The sequence below is a fragment of the Vibrio sp. E150_011 genome (assembly GCF_053544015.1).
In genome coordinates this window covers 1-19241 of the sequence record NZ_JBHFOL010000031.1, presented here as the reverse complement: position 1 = coordinate 19241, position 19241 = coordinate 1, and the positions used below count along the sequence as shown (strand labels likewise).

The 19241-nt window shown below is 42.0% G+C and carries 12 protein-coding genes; 6 read left to right on the top strand and 6 right to left on the bottom strand.

Translation table 11 applies throughout. From position 1 onward, the window contains the following. Positions 1-40 precede the first annotated feature (40 nt). The 4 genes from ACE1OE_RS23675 to ACE1OE_RS23660 all read right to left on the bottom strand — a co-directional run bounded on the left by ACE1OE_RS23675 (position 41) and on the right by ACE1OE_RS23660 (position 6233). Complete coding sequence (locus tag ACE1OE_RS23675; RefSeq protein WP_449212447.1) at positions 41-2395, bottom strand: arylsulfatase; 2355 nt, start codon at positions 2393-2395, stop codon at positions 41-43. 230 nt (positions 2396-2625) lie between these two features. Further along, entirely contained in the window at positions 2626-3471 is an 846-nt protein-coding gene (locus ACE1OE_RS23670; protein WP_449212446.1) for a LysR family transcriptional regulator, read from the bottom strand. 3 nt (positions 3472-3474) lie between these two features. After that, the gene (locus tag ACE1OE_RS23665; protein WP_449212445.1) at positions 3475-4800 is read right to left on the bottom strand and encodes an anaerobic sulfatase maturase; all 1326 of its coding nucleotides are present in this window, start codon (positions 4798-4800) and stop codon (positions 3475-3477) included. Between the two features lie 299 nt (positions 4801-5099). Continuing rightward, entirely contained in the window at positions 5100-6233 is a 1134-nt protein-coding gene (locus tag ACE1OE_RS23660; protein ID WP_449212444.1) for an OmpP1/FadL family transporter, read from the bottom strand. A gap of 1432 nt (positions 6234-7665) precedes the next feature. On the opposite strand from ACE1OE_RS23660, the gene ACE1OE_RS23655 reads away from it, so the two are divergent. From ACE1OE_RS23655 to ACE1OE_RS23645, 3 genes are all read left to right on the top strand, one after another. Then, a complete protein-coding gene (locus ACE1OE_RS23655) occupies positions 7666-8676 on the top strand; it encodes an integrase domain-containing protein (RefSeq protein ID WP_449212443.1) in 1011 nt (336 codons plus the stop codon). A 390-nt stretch (positions 8677-9066) separates the two neighbouring features. Beyond that, complete coding sequence (locus tag ACE1OE_RS23650; protein WP_449212442.1) at positions 9067-9507, top strand: hypothetical protein; 441 nt, start codon at positions 9067-9069, stop codon at positions 9505-9507. Positions 9508-9780: 273 nt separating this feature from the next. Next, positions 9781-11682 (top strand): DUF6538 domain-containing protein, encoded by a 1902-nt coding sequence (locus ACE1OE_RS23645; protein ID WP_449212441.1) that lies wholly within the window; start codon positions 9781-9783, stop codon positions 11680-11682. Positions 11683-11868: 186 nt separating this feature from the next. Here ACE1OE_RS23645 and ACE1OE_RS23640 read toward each other — a convergent pair whose 3' ends face one another. Continuing rightward, complete coding sequence (locus ACE1OE_RS23640; RefSeq protein ID WP_449212440.1) at positions 11869-12084, bottom strand: hypothetical protein; 216 nt, start codon at positions 12082-12084, stop codon at positions 11869-11871. Between the two features lie 397 nt (positions 12085-12481). Then, positions 12482-15232 (bottom strand): hypothetical protein, encoded by a 2751-nt coding sequence (locus ACE1OE_RS23635; RefSeq protein ID WP_449212439.1) that lies wholly within the window; start codon positions 15230-15232, stop codon positions 12482-12484. 768 nt (positions 15233-16000) lie between these two features. On the opposite strand from ACE1OE_RS23635, the gene ACE1OE_RS23630 reads away from it, so the two are divergent. From ACE1OE_RS23630 to mobV, 3 genes are all read left to right on the top strand, one after another. Then, positions 16001-16894, top strand: coding sequence for a RepB family plasmid replication initiator protein (locus tag ACE1OE_RS23630; protein WP_449212438.1), 894 nt, complete (start codon positions 16001-16003; stop codon positions 16892-16894). 189 nt (positions 16895-17083) lie between these two features. After that, on the top strand, positions 17084-17461 hold the full coding sequence (locus ACE1OE_RS23625) for a hypothetical protein (RefSeq protein WP_449212437.1): 378 nt from the start codon (positions 17084-17086) through the stop codon (positions 17459-17461). Positions 17462-18068: 607 nt separating this feature from the next. After that, positions 18069-18989: a MobV family relaxase gene (mobV, locus tag ACE1OE_RS23620; protein WP_449212436.1), complete on the top strand. Its 921-nt coding sequence runs from the start codon at positions 18069-18071 to the stop codon at positions 18987-18989. Positions 18990-19241: the final 252 nt, after the last annotated feature.

Sequence of the window (19241 nt, the reverse complement as noted above, 5' to 3'; positions counted from 1 at the left end):
CAATACCCATTTTCATTGGTATCAATAAACGGCATACACATTATTGTTCTAGGTACTTAACACGAACTTCTTTGATTTTGCCGTCAAATTTGAACGGCATATCATCATAATAAGCTTGTGATACTGGCGAGCCTAAATCAGAGCCAATATCAAATCCATCATTGAATGAGAAGAACGAAGGCGCTGTTTTTGGAACCACACCAGAGGCGAACGTTTCACCATTCACCTTGATGGTGATATCGAAAGGCGTAAACGGCCCCGGCTTAGTGGCTTTAGATCCAACTTCTATCGTCACTTCACCTTCTGGTAACACTTTCTCAGATTGGATATGTGTGTGTTCCATCAAAAACAGGTTGTACTCATAGTTAAGCTTTCCGTCTTTCACGTACACCGTCATACCACCTGAGAATGCACCGACCGCGTAGAGCACACCATTCGTATCAGGAGTCACCACCGCATCAAACTCAACGAGCGTAGAACGGTTGCCGACTTTTGGTGCTGCAATTTCAGGGATTCTGGTGATTTCATCAGGATACGTCCATTGCGTATATTTACTCTCTGGCGCATCTTGCGGGCTGTGTGCTGCAGTAGACCATAATGATCCACCAATCGGGAATGCTTTGTTATCCTGCGCTTCTTGCTTGAAAATCGCCTTCATTTCTTCCAGTTTTTCAGGATACTTATCAGCCAGATCAACCGCTTGAGACCAGTCCTCATCAATGTGGTATAGCTCCCATTTATCCGTTTCAGGACTCCACTCTCTAAAACCTTCGGGCATACCTTGAACCCAAGGTGCTCTTGGCCCAAACGCACTCGCAAACCAACCATCATGATAGATACCGCGACTGCCTAAGATCTCAAAGTATTGGGTTTTCTTCTGCCCTTTCGCACCCGCATCGTCAAACGAATACGTCATGCTTTTACCATCGATTTCATCTTGAACATGACCGTTGACCACTTTAGGTGGTGTAATGTCTAAGATGTCGTAGATAGTAGGCGCGATGTCGTTAACGTGGTGAAATTGCGAACGTGGCGTCGCATCGGGTTCAATTTTCGCCGGCCAACGCACCGCAAGAGGTTGACGTGTTCCACCAAAATGAGCCGCAACTAACTTGGTTGATTTATAAGGGGAGCTGCCTGCCCAAGCCCATGCCGCATGCGCCATGTTCTCGAATTTAGGACCGCCTAACTCATCAATTGAACCGACCTTGTTCATCGCTTCAATTTGTTGCTTTGTCGTGGTTGGAATGGCGTTTTGAGCGAGCAATTCAGCAAGCGTGCCGTTTTGCCCTTCCGATGACGCGCCATTGTCACCCCACAAGTAGAAGAAGACCGTGTTGTCTTTGTAGCCAAGCTCATCGATTTCATCGACCAAACGGCCAACCTGAGCGTCGGTATGCTCAATGAAGCCGGCGTACACTTCCATTAAACGTGCTTGGAATGCTTTTTCATCTTCAGGTACATCGTCCCACGCAGGCATACTTTCTGGCCTTGGTGTTAGCTGCGCGTTTTCAGGAATCCAGCCCATTTTCTTGGCTTTTTCGTATACGTCTTTTCTGTATTTATCCCAACCAGCGTCGAATTTGCCCTTGTACTTATCAGCCCATTCTTTGGTTACATGGTGAGGGCCGTGTGCCGCACCACTAGACCAATACATCATGAAAGGTTTGTCAGGCTGCAGAGACTTGTGCTGACGCATCCACTTGATCGCTTGATCCGCAAGATCTTCACTCATGTGATAGCCTTCGCGGTGGATTTTTTCTGGATCAACAAACGTGGTGTTTTCCACCATAGTCGGTTCATATTGAGATGCACCAGCACCAACAAACCCATAGAAATATTCAAAACCATAACCCGTAGGCCAATTATCAAAAGGCCCCGCAGCTGTGGAATCTAACGGGTGAGTGTTGTGCCATTTACCAAAAGCAGAGGTTGAATAACCGTAGTTTTTAAGTACTTCAGGAAAGGTCGCACTGGTTTTCGGGATCACCCCTGCATAACCATCCCAATCGTTAGCGTATTCCGCAATAACACCTGCGCCAACACGGTGATGGTTTCGACCAGTAAGCAATGAAGCTCGTGTAGGCGAACACATCGCTGTCGAGTGGAAACGGTTGTAGGAAATACCTTCACCAGAGATTTCATCTAATGTAGGAGTATCGATTGGACCGCCGTAAGTCGACGTTTGGCCAGGACCTACATCATCAATCATCACGATGACGATATTAGGAGCATCTTCAGGTAAATGGTTGGAAATAGGACGCTTGTTATGAGTAGATTCAGCAAGAGTATGTTTGGCCACCGAGGTCGATGGCTGACTAGGAAACGGTAAGACCTCTTGTGCGACAGAACCCGCAGCAAAACAAGACATCATGATGGCACTAAGCTTTTTCATTCGGACACCTTTGAGAACAGGAATTAACTCCGGTCTACCTGTTGCGCTAAAGACATCCGTATACCGTCATTTAGCGAAGCAAAATAGATCAGAGATGTAAAACTCAATGGCGAGGGGTCAAAGAAAATAGCCTCAGCACCAAGGTAGTTTTTCAGTGCTAAGGTTATTCAAAAGGGGGATATGCAGGTAGAGTGTGGCGTTTATATCACCAATAAGTGGGGTTTATAGTACTAATCCGCGCATCCTAGGTGGGCTCGAATCGCTTCTCTAACTTTTATGTGGTTTTCTGTTTTTTGATAGCGTCGATGGTAAGCCAGACAGTATTCCAATGGCTTATGCTCTATCGGGTTTTCCAGTACTTGAAAATTTAAACGCTTTTGCCAATTGAGTGCAAGGTGTCTAGGCACGATCGCAACTCTATCGCTGATGGTGACATCAAGCAGCATCGCTGAAATTGAATGGGTCTTGCATTGGATATTCCTACTTTTTGGACTCTCCAAGCGGATATGTTCGAATCCATCCATTCCTTTCCATTGGGTGGCTAACGCGACATGCCCCTCTTCATAGAATTGATTCCGTGAAATATGATCATGAATTCTTGGATGGTCACGACGACACACAACAACTGTTGACTCACTAAACAAAGGCTCAGTAACAATAGAGTGGTCTTTTATCATGTATATACCCACTGCTAAATCGACAGATAACGATTTAAGTTGGTGCAGCAGTATTTCCTGATCTAATGGAGTATGTTCTATCACCATTGACGGTAGAACGGGCAAATCCAATGCCAGCGCCTCGTTCACATAAACCGAATAAGTAAAACGTTCACTCAAGGCATTTTGTATTTCATCAAACCCAACGCGAAATCGAGCGGCCAAACGAATGGCCATCGCGGTCGGTCTCATCGTCCGTCCCTCTCGATAAAATAGGGGTTCACCAATCTCTTGTTCCATTCGCTTTATAGAAGCACTCACCGCAGGTTGTGTGATACCTATGGTTTCAGACGCCTTGGTATAAGAGTGATATTGGTAAACTTCCAAGAATACTTTTATCAAATTCAGATCGAAATTCATCGGTTACCTTCTTAGTCCGCAGCAATGTTTGTATTTTATACTACTTCCGCAAGAACAGGGTTGATTACGACCCATCGCGACGAGCTTTTTGTTCGTCACTGATGTGACTTTCACTTCTTGGTAAGCTAAGGCCATCATAATTTCATCAGCAAAACGACCAACAGATAATAGCCTCCGCATTTCTTTCATGCATTGAGCGCTGTACTCGAAAAATTGTCTATAGCCTTGGCAAAAATAGTTATGCCCTGGATGTCCGCTTGAACTACGTTCAAAACGATGTTTGGGACACCCTCCATTGCAGGCAAACTGAAATGGGCATTTTTTACAGTCGGGAGTCAATGTTGTTTGTTTTTGTAATCCAAATTCAATGGCTTGCTGGCTGTTATTGCATTCAGAAATCGATTTATGATGAATATTGCCCAAACGATGTTCAGGGTATACATAATGGTCGCAATTGTATAAGTCCCCGTTCGCCTCAAGAGCAAAAGCATGACCACAACGTTCAGTAAAATGACACATTCCAGACTGCTGTCCGCACCAAGCACTTAACGTACTATCAAACATATTCACAAAAATGGAGCCCACATCTTTGCGTACCCATACATCAAAAATGTCACAAAGAAATTCGCCATAGGCTAACGAAGGCACCGACCACGATGTCACTTCCGCTAAAGGCTCATCGGGTAAGACAAGTTTTAAATCCGTTTGAGAACATGTTTGCTTCGTTCGTTCGACCAACGGAATAAACTGAATATACGTTGAACCAATCTCTTTCAAATGCTGATACACCCGCTTTGGATGTTTCACATTTTCATTATTGACGACGGTAAGCGTATTAAACTCAACACCATGCTTTTTTAACAATTCGATACCTTGCATAACTTGAGCATAGGTTTGTTTACCCGAGCGGGTGACTCGGTAAGCATCGTGTAGATCTTGTGGCCCATCAATGGACACACCGACTAAAAAGTGATGTTTTTTAAAAAACTCACACCAAGTATCGTTAAGCAAAATGCCGTTGGTTTGAAAGGTGTGTTCAAGTTTTTTCCCCTTCCCGTATTGCTCACATAACTGCATGGCTTTTTCAAAAAACGCGAGTCCCATCATTGTTGGCTCACCGCCCTGCCAAGTAAATTGAACATGGTTGTTGCTTTGAGCTTCAATGGTCTGCTTTATATAGGAACTTAGTGTGTCATCACTCATTCGCCAATTACTTTGGCGTTCAGGATAGAGTTGGTGTTTTTCAAGATAGAAACAGTAGCTGCAATCGAGATTGCAAACAGACCCTGTGGGCTTGGCCATGACGTGACAATTGCTCGGAGCTTGCATAAGTGAACCTTATAATCAGCCCATCCGTTGAGGCTATAAATGAGAAGAGTCCATAGTAAGTATCTCTCATCATTTTAGCGGTTCACCTGTTAACTAAGTAGTCGGTGGTGGTTACATTTACTATAAACAGGATTTATAGTTCATGCCTCTGAATAGCTCAAATCCACGACCACCGACAAATATCGACACATTTTAGTGATTAACCAAAGCCTTCTTTTGCTCTCTACTCTTATATTCTTCTGCTTTGGTTCTGGGTGAGTTTAAAGTGTATAACTCGGCATCTAGGCTTGTTAAACGAATCAGTGACGATAAGAAAGAGTCACAAAGTGAATACGGTTATCTTCATAACTTCCTGTTGGCTGCAGCGTCACGTTGTCGGCTGTGATATCCGCTGTTCCATTATTTTGATATTGATACGCTAAACCTAACTTGTTGCCAGATTCAAGCTCATACTCACTACCAAACCCAACGCGCCATTGCTGGTCAACGGGCAGTAGTACGTCTCGCTCATTCTCGTTCACTGGAGAAGAGTCGTAGCTAGCGCCACCATAAATCGTAAATTTATCCATCTTATGCGCCGCGCCAACGCCTATAGAATAGGTCCATGAATATTTGTCATCATAATCTTCCCAGTTTTCAAACTTAGCGTTAATCATTAAATCAGTTTGTTTGGAAAGAGCATGCTTAAGCCCCAAGTCGATACTAGTAACCCAAGATAAATTCGCTGTTGGATTCACATCTAGCGACGTTTCAATATCAATCTCATGGTCTGTTTTATGCCGATATTGCAGACCCAAGTGTGTATTGTCGCTCAACGTGTAGTACGAGCTCAGTGCAAAAGAAGGGGCAACACTGTCACCGGTAGCAAGTTCTTCCAATTGAGAGTTCACGCCACCAACGACGTCTATTTTCATGTATTGAAGAATCAAAGAACCGCCAAGGGAGAGCTTGTCTGTAACTTGATATGAAACACCAGTTGTAATATCGACGACTGCAATAGCGTTCTCTGAAATGACATTGATTGGATTAGCGCCGACACCATTGCTATATTCAGCACCTAAGCCACCCGCGGAATGAAGACTAATTCCAAGTACCGCTTTCTTATTCACTCTTTTAGCATAAGAGGCGTGAGGTGCGATTAATCCCTTTGAGGCTTCAGTGCTCTCTCCTGAATCATCACGAGTGAACTGGTTGAATACGTTTATGTACTGAGCGCCCGAAACATACGAGCGATCTTCAATGCCAGAAAGTGCAGCAGCGTTTGAGATTGTTGCAGAAGAGTCAGAACTGTTTGTAACGTTTGCGGCCCCAGCTGTCGCAACGCTTTTGGTTGTCGCTATTTGAGACATGCTTAAGCCAGCACTATTGGCAAGAAAGGGGGAAAAAGTGGCACACGCTACCACAACGTTAAGAGCGACTTGCGTCATCTTCATTTTTATAGATTCCTTAGAATATTTCGACAGAGTTTTCGGCGCATCGCGCACATGCACAGGCCCACGCTTGAAGCATCCGCAATAAGAACTTGAGCGCTCATACCATTAAGTGGTGCTCGAACTTTTCTTGGCATGTAACCATTCAAATCAGCAATACAAAACTCAATGTTGTTTCGGGTTTCGTTTAACTTGCACCTATTTCACTTGTTGATCTTCAATGGGCTGCTTCGCGTACGCGTTGAACGTTTCATCACTCATTTGACAATTGCTCTAACGTTTAAGATAGAGTTAGTGTTTTCTAGATAGAAAGGGTGGCTGAACTTAAGATTACAAACTGAACGAATCGGCCAGTTCATTACATGACAATTTTCAGGTGTTTGCATAAATGAACCTTACAGATAGCTAATCTATTGTTACCACTAATGGACATAGTCCAAATAAGGATGCAGCACTATTCTATAGGTTCAGTTTGGGGCCAAATAGTTGGTGGGGGTTACATTTTCTATAAACAGCGTTTATAGGTAAGTCATTATTTTTCCTTAGTATGGGATCTAAAATCCTTGATGAGGTCTCAACTCATAGTGCTTTTGGCTAGTCACATACAGGCTGGCAGATGGTTGTGATACTACAAGTAATGCAAGAAGGCTGGGTGATGTGTGGTTCGTAACTCGGAAATGTCCAAAAATGAGTTTGAGAACCAACAATTTTCCTGTGATCATCGAGCTTAATTACCAAAAGACTTTGTTTGGACCTTCTCCCTAAATCCCCAGCCTAGATTCTCGCCTCTTACGTGCTTGGTTAAACATGTGACCATGTTAGCACGACCCCACATACCCAAAAGCTATTAAGCGAGCCAAAAATAATTCACATCACCGTCAGTGTAATTGAACTTCTACCATACACACATGCGATAGCCCAATGCAGGGCTTAGCTTTTGCCTACTCAGGCCTAAATGGATAAATCTATACGGCACATATTGATGCCAGCATTCTTCGTCTAATTTTACTATAGAAATTAGACGAAGAGAGAAAATTACTTAGTCGTCAAGGAGGACGGGATGTGCAGGACATTATTGTGAGAAGTGAAAGGAAGTTCGGGCGCTATTGGGTGATCGAAAACGGTGGTAGGTAGCAAATGCTAGGCGCTATCACTAAAGACGCAAATTCGATACATAACGTTTAATTAGCACAAAAAATAGCTAGCAAACTGATGGCGGAATCAACGCCTAACGCCGCTGTCGACGGCACCATCAGGATTGGTCTAATAGAGACTGTATTATTTGATGAGGATGCAACAAGCCCCCGACCTCATTATGAGGGAGCATCAAATGTTAACCGACGAATATCATTTATCGTTACAGCCAAAGGGCTGCGCAACTAGCTATGTCAAAGATAAAAGGAAAATACTAACCAAATAAAAAGGTGAAACTTAATTGAAAAAAAAATACACAGGATACAGTCTTAATCGAATTCGAGATTTCACGAAACCTAATTTTTCGCTGGGGTCTCGTGACATTGAAAAGGCGCTCATCAATGCATCGTTGGAACAACAAGGTGGAGTAAAAAACAACACTCACTTGTCTCGCTTACCTGCGATTAGAAATTTCTCGGCCTTTTTGAAACGAAAGACGAAGATCAGGAGATTGAATAATATAGATAAATCAGTTGTGATGTTGTATGGGGAATATTTGAAGACAACTTATGAAGAAGATGAATGTAGCCCTATCACCGCTAGAGATTATTTAAGCCATGTGAATCGCGCTCTGGCTCAGGCCAGAGGTGATGAACAATGTGTTGTACGAGCAACTCGAGATCTTGGATTTGTTCCTAAATCGGGAATTGCTTTAGTGGATGGTTCTGTTTCTGAGGTGCTGCATCAAAAAGTTCTAAGGGGCGTTGGTGAGGAGCTGAAATTTATCATGCAGTTACAACGTCTATTTGGATTAAGATTCAGAGAAGCCTGCTTAGTAGACGCTAAAAATTGTATCAAGTCCTACAAAAACAATGAAATTCCGTCAATAACTAGAGGAACGAAAGGAGGCCAAAGTCGGTTGTTGCCTATTGAAACCAGAGAACAATACCGACTTTTGCTAAATGTAGTCGATTATCAGATTGAGAATAGTACTCGCACGCTAATTCCTGACACCTTCAGTTTTAAAGCGTTTCAGAGTTATGCCTGGCGTGAATCAACATCGATGGATAGCGCCTATAGGAGCCACGGTGAGCGTAAACATTTCGCATGTAATTTCTATTTCGATAGGGTAGGTGTTCGCTGCCCCGTTCAATCTGGAACTTCTCATGGAAGAGAGCATTATCAATTTATAGCAGAGAAGCTCTCTATTTCAGAGCAGCAAGCAAAAAAATTGGATCGGAACGTGCGTTTAGCTTTGTCTAAACGTCTCGGTCATCATCGAATTGAAATTACTAATGCGTATTTGGGGTGATTAATTGAATCCCAACACTGTCCGACAGGTGATGACTATCATGGCTCCGTACCGAAAAAAAGGGATCCCGTTTCGTCAGAAACAACTCAAGAGGTTACTGTCTATTTTAGAGGACATATTCAGGCATGAGCAAAACTTAGGCGAAAACTTTCAAAAAATAGGTAAACGCCAGATTATAGGTTACTGGGAACGGACAAAACATGAATCTGCGCAGACACGACGAGAGAAATACGCTGTACTGAAACTGTTTTTTGAACAAGGAAACCTTCGCGGAAAAGTACCCTTTCCGAAACTTTTTTCTTGAACGAATACAGAAAAAAAGACAGACATTTTAGTTAGATTGGCTGAGTCAGCGTATGTCATACATAACTGAATAGAGGAAACAAAGTTATGTATGAAAGAGAAAAGCTAAATTCACATCGCTACTCCCTGCTAGTAGAGCAAATGATACAAGCGCATGGATATTATGATTGGATGATTGGCTGTGATTCAAATGAATATGAACGTGCTCAGCAGACCATCGAACGAATTGCCGGAAAATTTTGGGTACTTGGTCAAGAAGCTCACGGTGAACAATTCGATTTACGCCTACTCACGCAAGCACAGGCGGAAGAAATCGTTAATGTTATTGTGTTTTCTGGGTGTGGAGAGACGAAATTAATATTGAATGATTTAACGCTTTTTATGTTAATTTTGAATGTATTCTTTAAGCATACTGCGTACGGAGAGCCGGAGTTACAGATGGAAAGTGAGCCTTATAGAGAGTTACAGCTAAGTGATGAGCATATTTATGAGTTGTGGCCGTGGGATCGTGTTTTTATCTCTAACTAAGAAGTGTTGTGCTAACTAACTAAATAATTAATGCCTTTTTAAAGGCATTTTTTGACTCTTGAATTTAACGATTGAAGGTACTAGGATGGGGTACTGAAGCAACATTTATACATCCATGTCGATTTTCTAACTATCTGAAAATAAAAGACTAAAATTGTCATTTAGTCATGTGGCTGGGGCTTCCACCCTTCTACTGTTTTATCCTTACTTATCAAGTAATTACCCTTTAAAACTAGCTCAGAAAGCGATTGGTACTAAATAGTGGTACTAAACATGCGCTATCTAACTCAACGTTCTTCTTCAGGTATCTGGTACTTCCGTTATCAAATTCCCGCTCAATTTCGATCTTTTTTTCCATATGGGCGTGAAATAAAGAAATCGCTATCCACTCGTTCACTCACTACTGCTAAATTAAGAGCATCTAAATTGCAGCAGGTCATATGGGAGAGAATGGAGTTGTTAGAAAAGCACAGCGGTGATGGACGCAAGGTGAGAAGCACAGCATCCAATCACTTACCTTTAGACGATACCTACATTTCGCAAAAGCTAAATGCCATCAAACGGCAAACTCTCTCTAAGTTATCGACCTATATTCAGTTGCTTGAGCGCAACCCGAACTTGTTGAGAGCGCAGAAACAGCGTATTGAGCTGCGCAAGAGTGACAGCGACATTCCATCTATCGATATCATTGAATCGATCTATCCACGCGATGCGAATCCTATAGAGATTGCAGAGGAGCTAGTTTCATTGAATGACTATTCTTTTGACTTGAACACGCTGCACTACCGTGAAGATATGAAGAATATCCACATAGCTGTGGGGCAGTTTTATCGAGACTATCAGCGTTGCCTAGACTCACTTAATCTTGAAGGGGCGAAGGCTGTTCTAGAGGCAATCGAAAAATACGAGTCAGGTACTTCACAGCCACTGACTGATGATTTCAATATTGATGACTGCTGGCTACGCCAAGAGCAAGTCGATGAACACCATGATGAATTTTTACAGTCTAGCGAACGGGTTGAGTCGAAAGCCCAACCAAGTGCTACTTCAAAGGTCATTGTCGATATCGAAACGGTGCTCAAAGGGTACGAGCAAGAGCAACTAAACAATGAGGTATCACAGAAACACATCAAAGCCATCATGAGATCTTGCCGTTTGGCACATGATATTTTGGAGTCTTCTGATATGTCTAGTGTTACCCGAGACGATGCCAACAGAGTTCTTTCCCAGCTTAAGTTATTTCCCAAAAATGCAAACAATGGTAAGCAAAGAGCGCACTTTCTTGGGCTGAGCGCAAATCAGATTATTAGGAAAAATGACAAGCTTAAGTTTGATGTTCGTAAAAAGGAGCAATCACTGGTTGATATGGGGAATGTATCGACGGTCTATCGATGGGCAGCTCACCATAACAAAATATCATACAACCCCTTTGAAGGACTTGGGGGAAGTAAATCCAAAGCAAATAAAGTGAAAACGCTTGGCAGTACAAATGGCGACAAAGAGAAAAAAGTGCCGTTTACCAGAGCAGATCTTAAACGCATCTTTTCTCACCCAGTCTATACACAGGGTAAAATTGGCCGAAATTCTCGTGAAAACATACGCTTAAATTATCAGTATTGGATCATGTTGATTGAGATGACTACTGGTGCTCGACCTAACGAAATTTGTCAATTGAGGGTCAACGACGTTAAACACAAAGAGGGCATTCTCTGTTTTTGGATACAAGCCGAAGATGAAGATCAAAGACTAAAAAACGCCAATGCCGTTCGCTATATCCCTGTCCCTGATGTGTTATTAAAGCTCGGTTTTCAATCCTATCTAGATTCTGTAAGTGATGAAAGAATGTTGTTCCCAGACCTTACTTATACTGAAAAGTCGGGTTATTACGGAAAAATGGAAGACTGGTTTACCCGTCACTTTACCGAACCAATGAAGCTTACTGAGCAAAAAAAATCACTTTACAGCATGCGACACTCATTTATTGGTTCATATCAAGAGCGCAGAGAAAGTTGCATTGTGCTCAAGCGACTTGTCGGCCATGCCAATGGAAATATTACCAATGATCTCTATGGTGGCGAAATACCAATCGAGTTATTAAAGGAGAAGATCGAACAGTATGACGTGAGTGATGTTTTGGAGGGTGTATTGCCGTTCAAGGTAACAACCACTAGCTAATACATTAAGATGCCTCCTCGTGCCTTGGAAGAGCAGAGGAGGTCGTAGTTTGATGGTTAATTGAGTAAGACTCCCTTTTAAATTACTTTTGGACAATTCCGAGTTACGATCGATAAACCATCTCGACTTTTTGCATTACTTCTAGTATTGCAACCATGCTGCCAGCCTATATGTGACGGACCAAAATCACTTATCCACTACAAACCACTTAGGTTCACTTTTAAACAGCTCTATACAGTGAATTAACGGAGAGACATTAGAAAAAATCACTTCGCCAACAGCATCATTAATGAGCTGGTCAGTCACCTGATTACGACTTCGAATCTCATTATCTATGGAAATTGACTCCTGAACACACTCACTACTCATGGGTGATGATGCTTGATTTTCTACAATTTTCATTTCCTGACCATAAACTAATGCTTTTTATACAAATAGCGTACCACGCTGAAATGATGAGTAGGACGATATGTAGTCGAGTGTTGATGAGCTAGATCAGATAGTGATTCTGAGGTGCAACTAAGTTCCTGAGGATCAGTGAATGGAGTAACTGTTAATATTGTGCTAGCCGCAACTTTCCTGATCGTCACACATTAGTTGAGATCGAGCTGGCAGACCTCTGGACAAAAATGTGCTACAAACTTAAACAAATAACGAAGTTTCGGACAACTTCTGCAAGTGAGAAATCTTACATTTATTATGAGGTAATGGCCCAAATAATACGACCGTTACACTCAACATAGATTAGCACCCGAATCACGATCATTCATCTGCTATTCCAACACACAAAACTGATCACCTAATATTCAATTGAAATAATACTTGGATAAGTATCTTGGTCACTCGTCGCATCAGTGACATCAACGGTCGCTAACGATTGTTCAGAAACATTGAAGCTAAATGCTCTACGAGAAGTCGACGCTTGAGTTTCACTTGAATCTGAAGCTATGCCAATAATTACACCGGTATCAGATTCCGATAGAAAACCTCGAATTTCAGTCGTCATACCCGTTAAGGTTAGGTCTGCGAGTTCACTAACAATGTCGGAACTCGAATTAAATGACATTAATTTACCACTTCTCGTACCATAATAAAAAATGCCATTTGATGCTTGAAATAGTGGAGTATTAGGCTGTTCAATTAAACCTGAAACAACGGTCATTAATGACAGCGCCAATGTATCTGATTCAACTTGTATTTTGTGGATACGTACTTCACTAGTTTGATTGACCCCATCACCTACGGCAGTTGTCATAGTATAAAAATCGCCTGTGTTTATATCTGGAGTGGCAGAAAAAGGAGCTTGCCACGCTTCTCTTGCATCACCATTGCCTTCGGGCGAAAACAAAAGAAAGTTGTTAACGAAATCTGAGTCATTATCGCCGCTAGTGACATCGACCATCCATAATCGTTGACCATTTGCTCCACTGTCTTCAACACGTAAGGCAGGGCTCGTAAAGCTTAAAATATTTTCAAATGAAGTAACACCTGTGAAACTATTGCCCAATCGGCTTTCACTGCTCCCAAATAGATGCAGTTCTCCGGTTGGCGACCCAGTTTGTGGGTCAAAAGATACCAAACCCGTTACCAGTGTTGAATAATTAGAGTCAGCTACGATAAAAGCAAATGGGTCATGGACAAAATAGGTGACGGATGCCCAAACTGAACCATCAGTTGTTTGTGTAAATCGTTTTGGCTCCGAAAAAGCGCGTGTATACCAAGTACCACCATTGCGTTGCATATCTGTTTTTGGCAGCGAATAATCTAAAATAGCAGGTGATGCACTCATAAGATCAAGCGACCATACGCCAACCTCGCTCAATTGAGGAGTAAGTCCGGCAGAAGCACGCCCAGACGTCCCGCCTAATATTAATCCATTCCGTAACTGTATGGGTTGCCCCATAGGCAATCCTGGTGTGCTATTCCCAAGTGCAGTACTAGTTGTATCACCGGTAATTCGGTCGTATTTAATGATTGAGCCATATCCGTTCTGTCCACCATGAATGGCAAAACTTACAACATAGCGGTCAGCCATAGGTTCACTATCCAATCCTCCAATTGCTGGCGCACCAATTATCAAATAACCGTCTGTAGTAGAGCCCTCAAATAAATTAGTACGCAAAAATCGATTATAGTCATAGCGATCTAGCTGTGATGGTAGGATACCAGCAGCAGCGTATAGTGTATCAAGATCGTAATCCATAAATGGGGACGTACTTGTTACGCCGTTATACCAAAATTCATTGAGGATATAATCATCCAGACTATCAATATCAGCAGTTGACGTTGCATTTACAAAATGAAATCCTGTTGATGAACTAGTCGCTAAACCTGCTGGAACTAATCTTTCATTATTGCCAGTCCAATATGATGAAAGCTCAGACCGGACGATGGGTGAATTTGTAAAGGGAATCTCGATAAATTTTGCTACATCTAATTCCACAGAAACACCAAGGGGGGCAGATCCTGCGGTTAACATATACGCAGTACCATTTTGAGTCACCATCGCTTGCGGATTCGAAGCGCCGATACTTCCGTATGTCATCGTATATGGCATAAACTCTGCAGCTCCAGAAGGGCCATCTTTACGATAGACAAAAGTATCACCAAGCCCTGTTCTGACTTGACTGCTAAACCAAAATTTGTTTCTCGTATTATCATAATAAGCTTGGGAAGCAATCTCTTGGCCAAGGGTAAGATCATCGACTTCGCCTAAAATCCCCCATACTTGCGACCAGTCATCGCTATCACTAGGGGTTAGAGAAAATGCATGACTGTTATTTTTATACGTCATACCGCCAAATTCTACGACAAGAGGATCGGTCACTAAGAATACAACATCTCCTTCAGGAGTTTCTGCAAGTAGTGGTAGCATCGAAACACTGTTGAGTTGTTCTTCCCATGTCTTTGTTACGCCGAATTCATGCATGCCGTAAACGGGTGTGAAAATACCGTAATTTGGACTTATTGGATCAATATTTAGATGAACAAGCGCTCCTACCGTTCTATCTGCGTCTCCACCAGGAGGCTGTGGGATTGGTACCCCACCAGATTGAGCGAACAGCATTAAAGATTTTCCATCAGGGCTAATTATTGGTGCCGTATAGTATTGAGATAAGGGAAACGCAGAGCCAGTTATATATAGGCTAGGTATGCTTACAACTCTCGCCAACGTATCATTTTTCGGATCAAAAACCACAATTTCGCCACGATTGCGGTCAGGAATTATGCCATAAAACAATCCATCAACTGAGTTGAATGCAAAACCGGCACGGGTCCCACTTACACCGTCATCCAATACTGTTCCTTCAGGAATTGGACTTCCTTTAGACATAACTAAACTTTCACTGAAAGAAAGGCTAGTCATGTCATGAGTTGTCCAAGATCCTACTCCTTGGCTGCCACCATTAGTGCTGGTCAAAAGTAATGATGTTGTACTCGTCTCAGCGTTTTCTATGCTCTTGCCATTATCGGAATGTTCACAACCAACTAACGAAAGGCTAAGTATTAAAATGGAGAAACAATGAGGCAATGAAAAACTAATGTTCATTCGATATCCTTATCTAAATGACTAACAAAAATATTGCTCACCACAAGTATTTAACACTAATAACGGCATTGCAACAAAATTCTTGATGTGCAAGCATTTAACTAGCATGAGTCTTTGTATAACTCTCAACTTTAGAATGTTTGTTATATCTATATATCAAAGTCAAAACAGCTCCCGACTTGGTGACGGCATGTCATGAATAGAAATAACTAGTGCGAATGTGAGCTTTGAACAATTGACTGTTTATTTTAGAACCAATATGAGTGTAGTGGTGCGCTAAATTTGGTCATATCGTTAGAGTTCTATACATGAGGAAAAGTAAGTCAAATTGCAGGGCTTGAAATCAGGTTTAACTCTACCCTGACTCATAAAGGGGCAAAGGTGTGTTACGCGCCCTGTGAACACACCTCTGGGCAGTTCAACGTTGAATTCGGGTCTTTGTTAATCCACGAACAACTTTCCCGCGCTCTTTACAAAACCGCGACGAAGTCGCTACTGCTAAGATGCTTCGAATTGCAGACTTTGGCTAGGTAGCACCTAGTTCCTTAGGTTCTTACCAAGATCTTAAAGACGATTATTAGCAGGGCGCTAGGCCACGTATGGTAAGGGATTAGAGCCATATTAGTGGCAGAAAATAGGGAATGAGTGGCAAATTAAAAGTTTTCTTTGGCACAAAGTAGTACGTTATTAACACCTAATTTGGGATTTTTTGTTTAAAACCCTTGAATGGTTAATTTTCAAAGTCTAATCTTCCTAGAAAATTAATCTATGAACAACAATCCATCACATACCCTAGCTATCCAGAATAGTTTCGACATTGAATCTGAACTAGGTATTAACCTAGATGCTGTTCCTGAACCATGTCAATGGGGTGGGAAAATCATAAAGTTAAAACATGAAATGCTCTACGCCGAATATTCTTTAGGCCTTGTTGAGACCCGACTTTTATATTATTTGATGAGTAGCTTTGATGTAAGCGATGTTTTTGATAAGAGGACTGGTCGGCTTCCGAATGATGCAGAAATCATTCATGATTTTAAGCTTGGAAAGATTGAAGACTGCTCAATGATACTGCCTATGTCCACGATTTTGAGCAATGTATGTCAAGGTAGTAAAAGCACTGAACCCCTTAAAAAAGCTGCGCAACGACTAGTGGGAAAGAAGATCAACATTTTTCCAAAAGATGGTTCGAGATATGAAATTACGCCTATCGAAAGCGCCTTCCTATACAAATGCAAAGAGCGAAAATTAATCTGTTTAGGTGTGGTATTTAGCCCAGAGTTTATGCCCTATGTTGTCGGTACTAGAGGATACTGTAAACTCGAAATGGATAAAATTCTGCAATTCAAATCGCCTTTAGCTATTCGATATTATCACTGGTTGGTCAATAGTTTACAAAAAAACGGGAACGCAAGTAGTCTTATTCCAGTAACTATTGAAACGCTAAAATCTCGGCTTGCCATATCGGACAAAAAATACCAAAAACATTTTTTTACTCGATGTGTTTCTGAACCCTTAACCGAAGTGGCTGAAAAAGCGAGGTTAAATATTCGATTAGAAAAACACTTCAATAATCAGAGGCGAGGCAAGCCGCTTCAAAGGGTTGTAATAAATTCTAGTTTTAATACAAACCCTATGTTGGAAATCGTAGATAAAAATTAATAACAAGTGTTTGTGTATTAATAGTCGAGTGCTGAATGCGATACTTATTACGTAGCAAATATATTGTATTCAGTGCTGACTCAGCAAGCGAGCGTAGTGAAGTGCGCTAGTTATATCTCTAAATCGTTAATTTTATTTTTGTCTCTATGTTTTTAATTTATTAAGATTTAATTAAAAAGTATGGGAGATTTGAAGAATAAGCGAGCATATATCGAACTAGAAATTGCACGCATTTTAGATAGTGATACTGCAAGTCTAAAAAAAATACTTTCCTTGCGAGGAGAGCTTGAGGCGGTATGTCGTGAGCTGCATCGGATGGAATCCTCAATGCGTCGTGCATACATACTCGAGATCTTAGAACAGCGGTTAGCAGTTGATAAAGCGTTGAGATTGGCAGTACAACGATTACATCGTGAGTTTCGTACTAAGCTACTTAGGGAATTAGAGGCATCACGTAAATCGTTGTGGATCTATTATTTGATAATTATTGAAATGAAGATTTTGGAAACGCAATACCATAACACCTCAATTAACAGTCTCGATCCAAAACCCACTAAAGTTCGTTAACTTTCTTGCATTGAAGCGACTAGCGTGTGCTGAACCAGCCACCAGCCACCATGGACTTGGGTTCATAGGGCTAGTACAGTCAGTTTATACAACAGTTGGGCGTGGCTTTACCGAAGCCTATTGTCATGCGAAGCGTCAACCTTATCAGCTATGATGGTTTTTTCTTGTTTGGGCGTGAGATGTGTTGATTTAATTATTTTGGTAATGAACACTGAATCAAATTACAAATATTAGAGAATCAACATGAACAACGAATACCATAAGGCTATAACAGAAAATACAACGTTATATTCATATTGTCCAAAGTGTGGAACAGTGCGTTTTGTGTCACGCTGTATAGACATGGTCATAATTAATAATAAGCAAGGTGAATTAATGGTTGGTCAAAGCACAGCGACAGACGAGTGTCTGACATGTGGACACAGATACAACTCATTTAAAATAACCGAGTAGGTTTTTTGAGTGGGTAGATCTTTTGGGCTTTAGCCCCGAACACAAACGATAGTTTGTATAGTGAGTACACAATCTGCGATTGTCTGAGTCCAATCTGCGTGGATTGGACATATGCATATACAATTTGTAGCCTTCTACATAAAGAAGACTTCAAATGGCAACAACGATTCTACGTGTCGAAAAACTAAAAAATTTCGCCAATATCCGTCAAGCGGGTGCTCATCAACATCGACACCACAAACACACTCCCAATGCCGATCCGGCGAGACAGCATCTTAATGTAGTGCTGGTGGGTACAGACAACATGGCTAGAGATGTTCAAAACCGACTCGATGATCTCACCACATCACCACGTCGTAACGCCGTTCTATGTATGGATGGATTGATCACGCTATCGCCTGAAGCATTTTTTACTGCTGAGGGAACGCCAGACAATGCGGCGCTTGAGGTGTTTGTTGATACAACGGTTGATTGGCTTCAGGAACGATTCGGACAAAATCTCGTGAGTGCCGTCCTTCACTTAGATGAATCGTCACCCCACATACACATAACGATAGTACCGCTAGACGAAAAATCAGATGGACGTCGGGTTCTCAATGCACGTGACTTGTTTAACAAGTGGAACTTGTCCCAGTTACAACGGGAGTACAACGAAACGATGCGACGCGTGATGCCCAAACTCAAAGCCCCTAATTACGGAGGCACTGCGCAGCACACCAAAATCAGACACTTTTACGCTGAGTTAGACGCCATGGCGGATAGTCTGCATCAGAGTATGCTCGATGCTAAACAAGAGCTAATGACGGAGGCTAAACACACCATCATGGATCGATTGCTGCCATTGATTGAGCGACAGTTTAAAGATGTCGAGCAACGCCTCGGAACGCCCATTTCTGAGGAAATGCGTCAAGATCTGATGGAAAAACATAAAGCCAAGACTTTGGAGTTGGTGGGTTTTGCGTTTGAGGAAAGTAAAACCGCAAAGTGTTGGGATGAAAAGTTACTGAAAAAGGTAAAAGAGAGGAGGCAATCGTGGTCATCCCCTAAGGGGGCTAACCGACCGCCTAATTATTGAACTAAGAGCATAACTGCGCTACTGTAAGAACATTCCTGAGTTGGTACTAAATGCTGGTACTAACTCGCATCTTTCAATGGTGTCCAACTCTTTCAAGGCCTTATATAACAAGGGTTTATAGGTTTGGTGACAGGAAGGGGCTGGGGCTTCCACCCATCTAGCGTTTAGTAATTTGTAATCAACGAGTTATAACGCACCACACCTTTCAAATAGCATAGAAAACGCGACTGGTACTGAACTTAGGTACTGAGC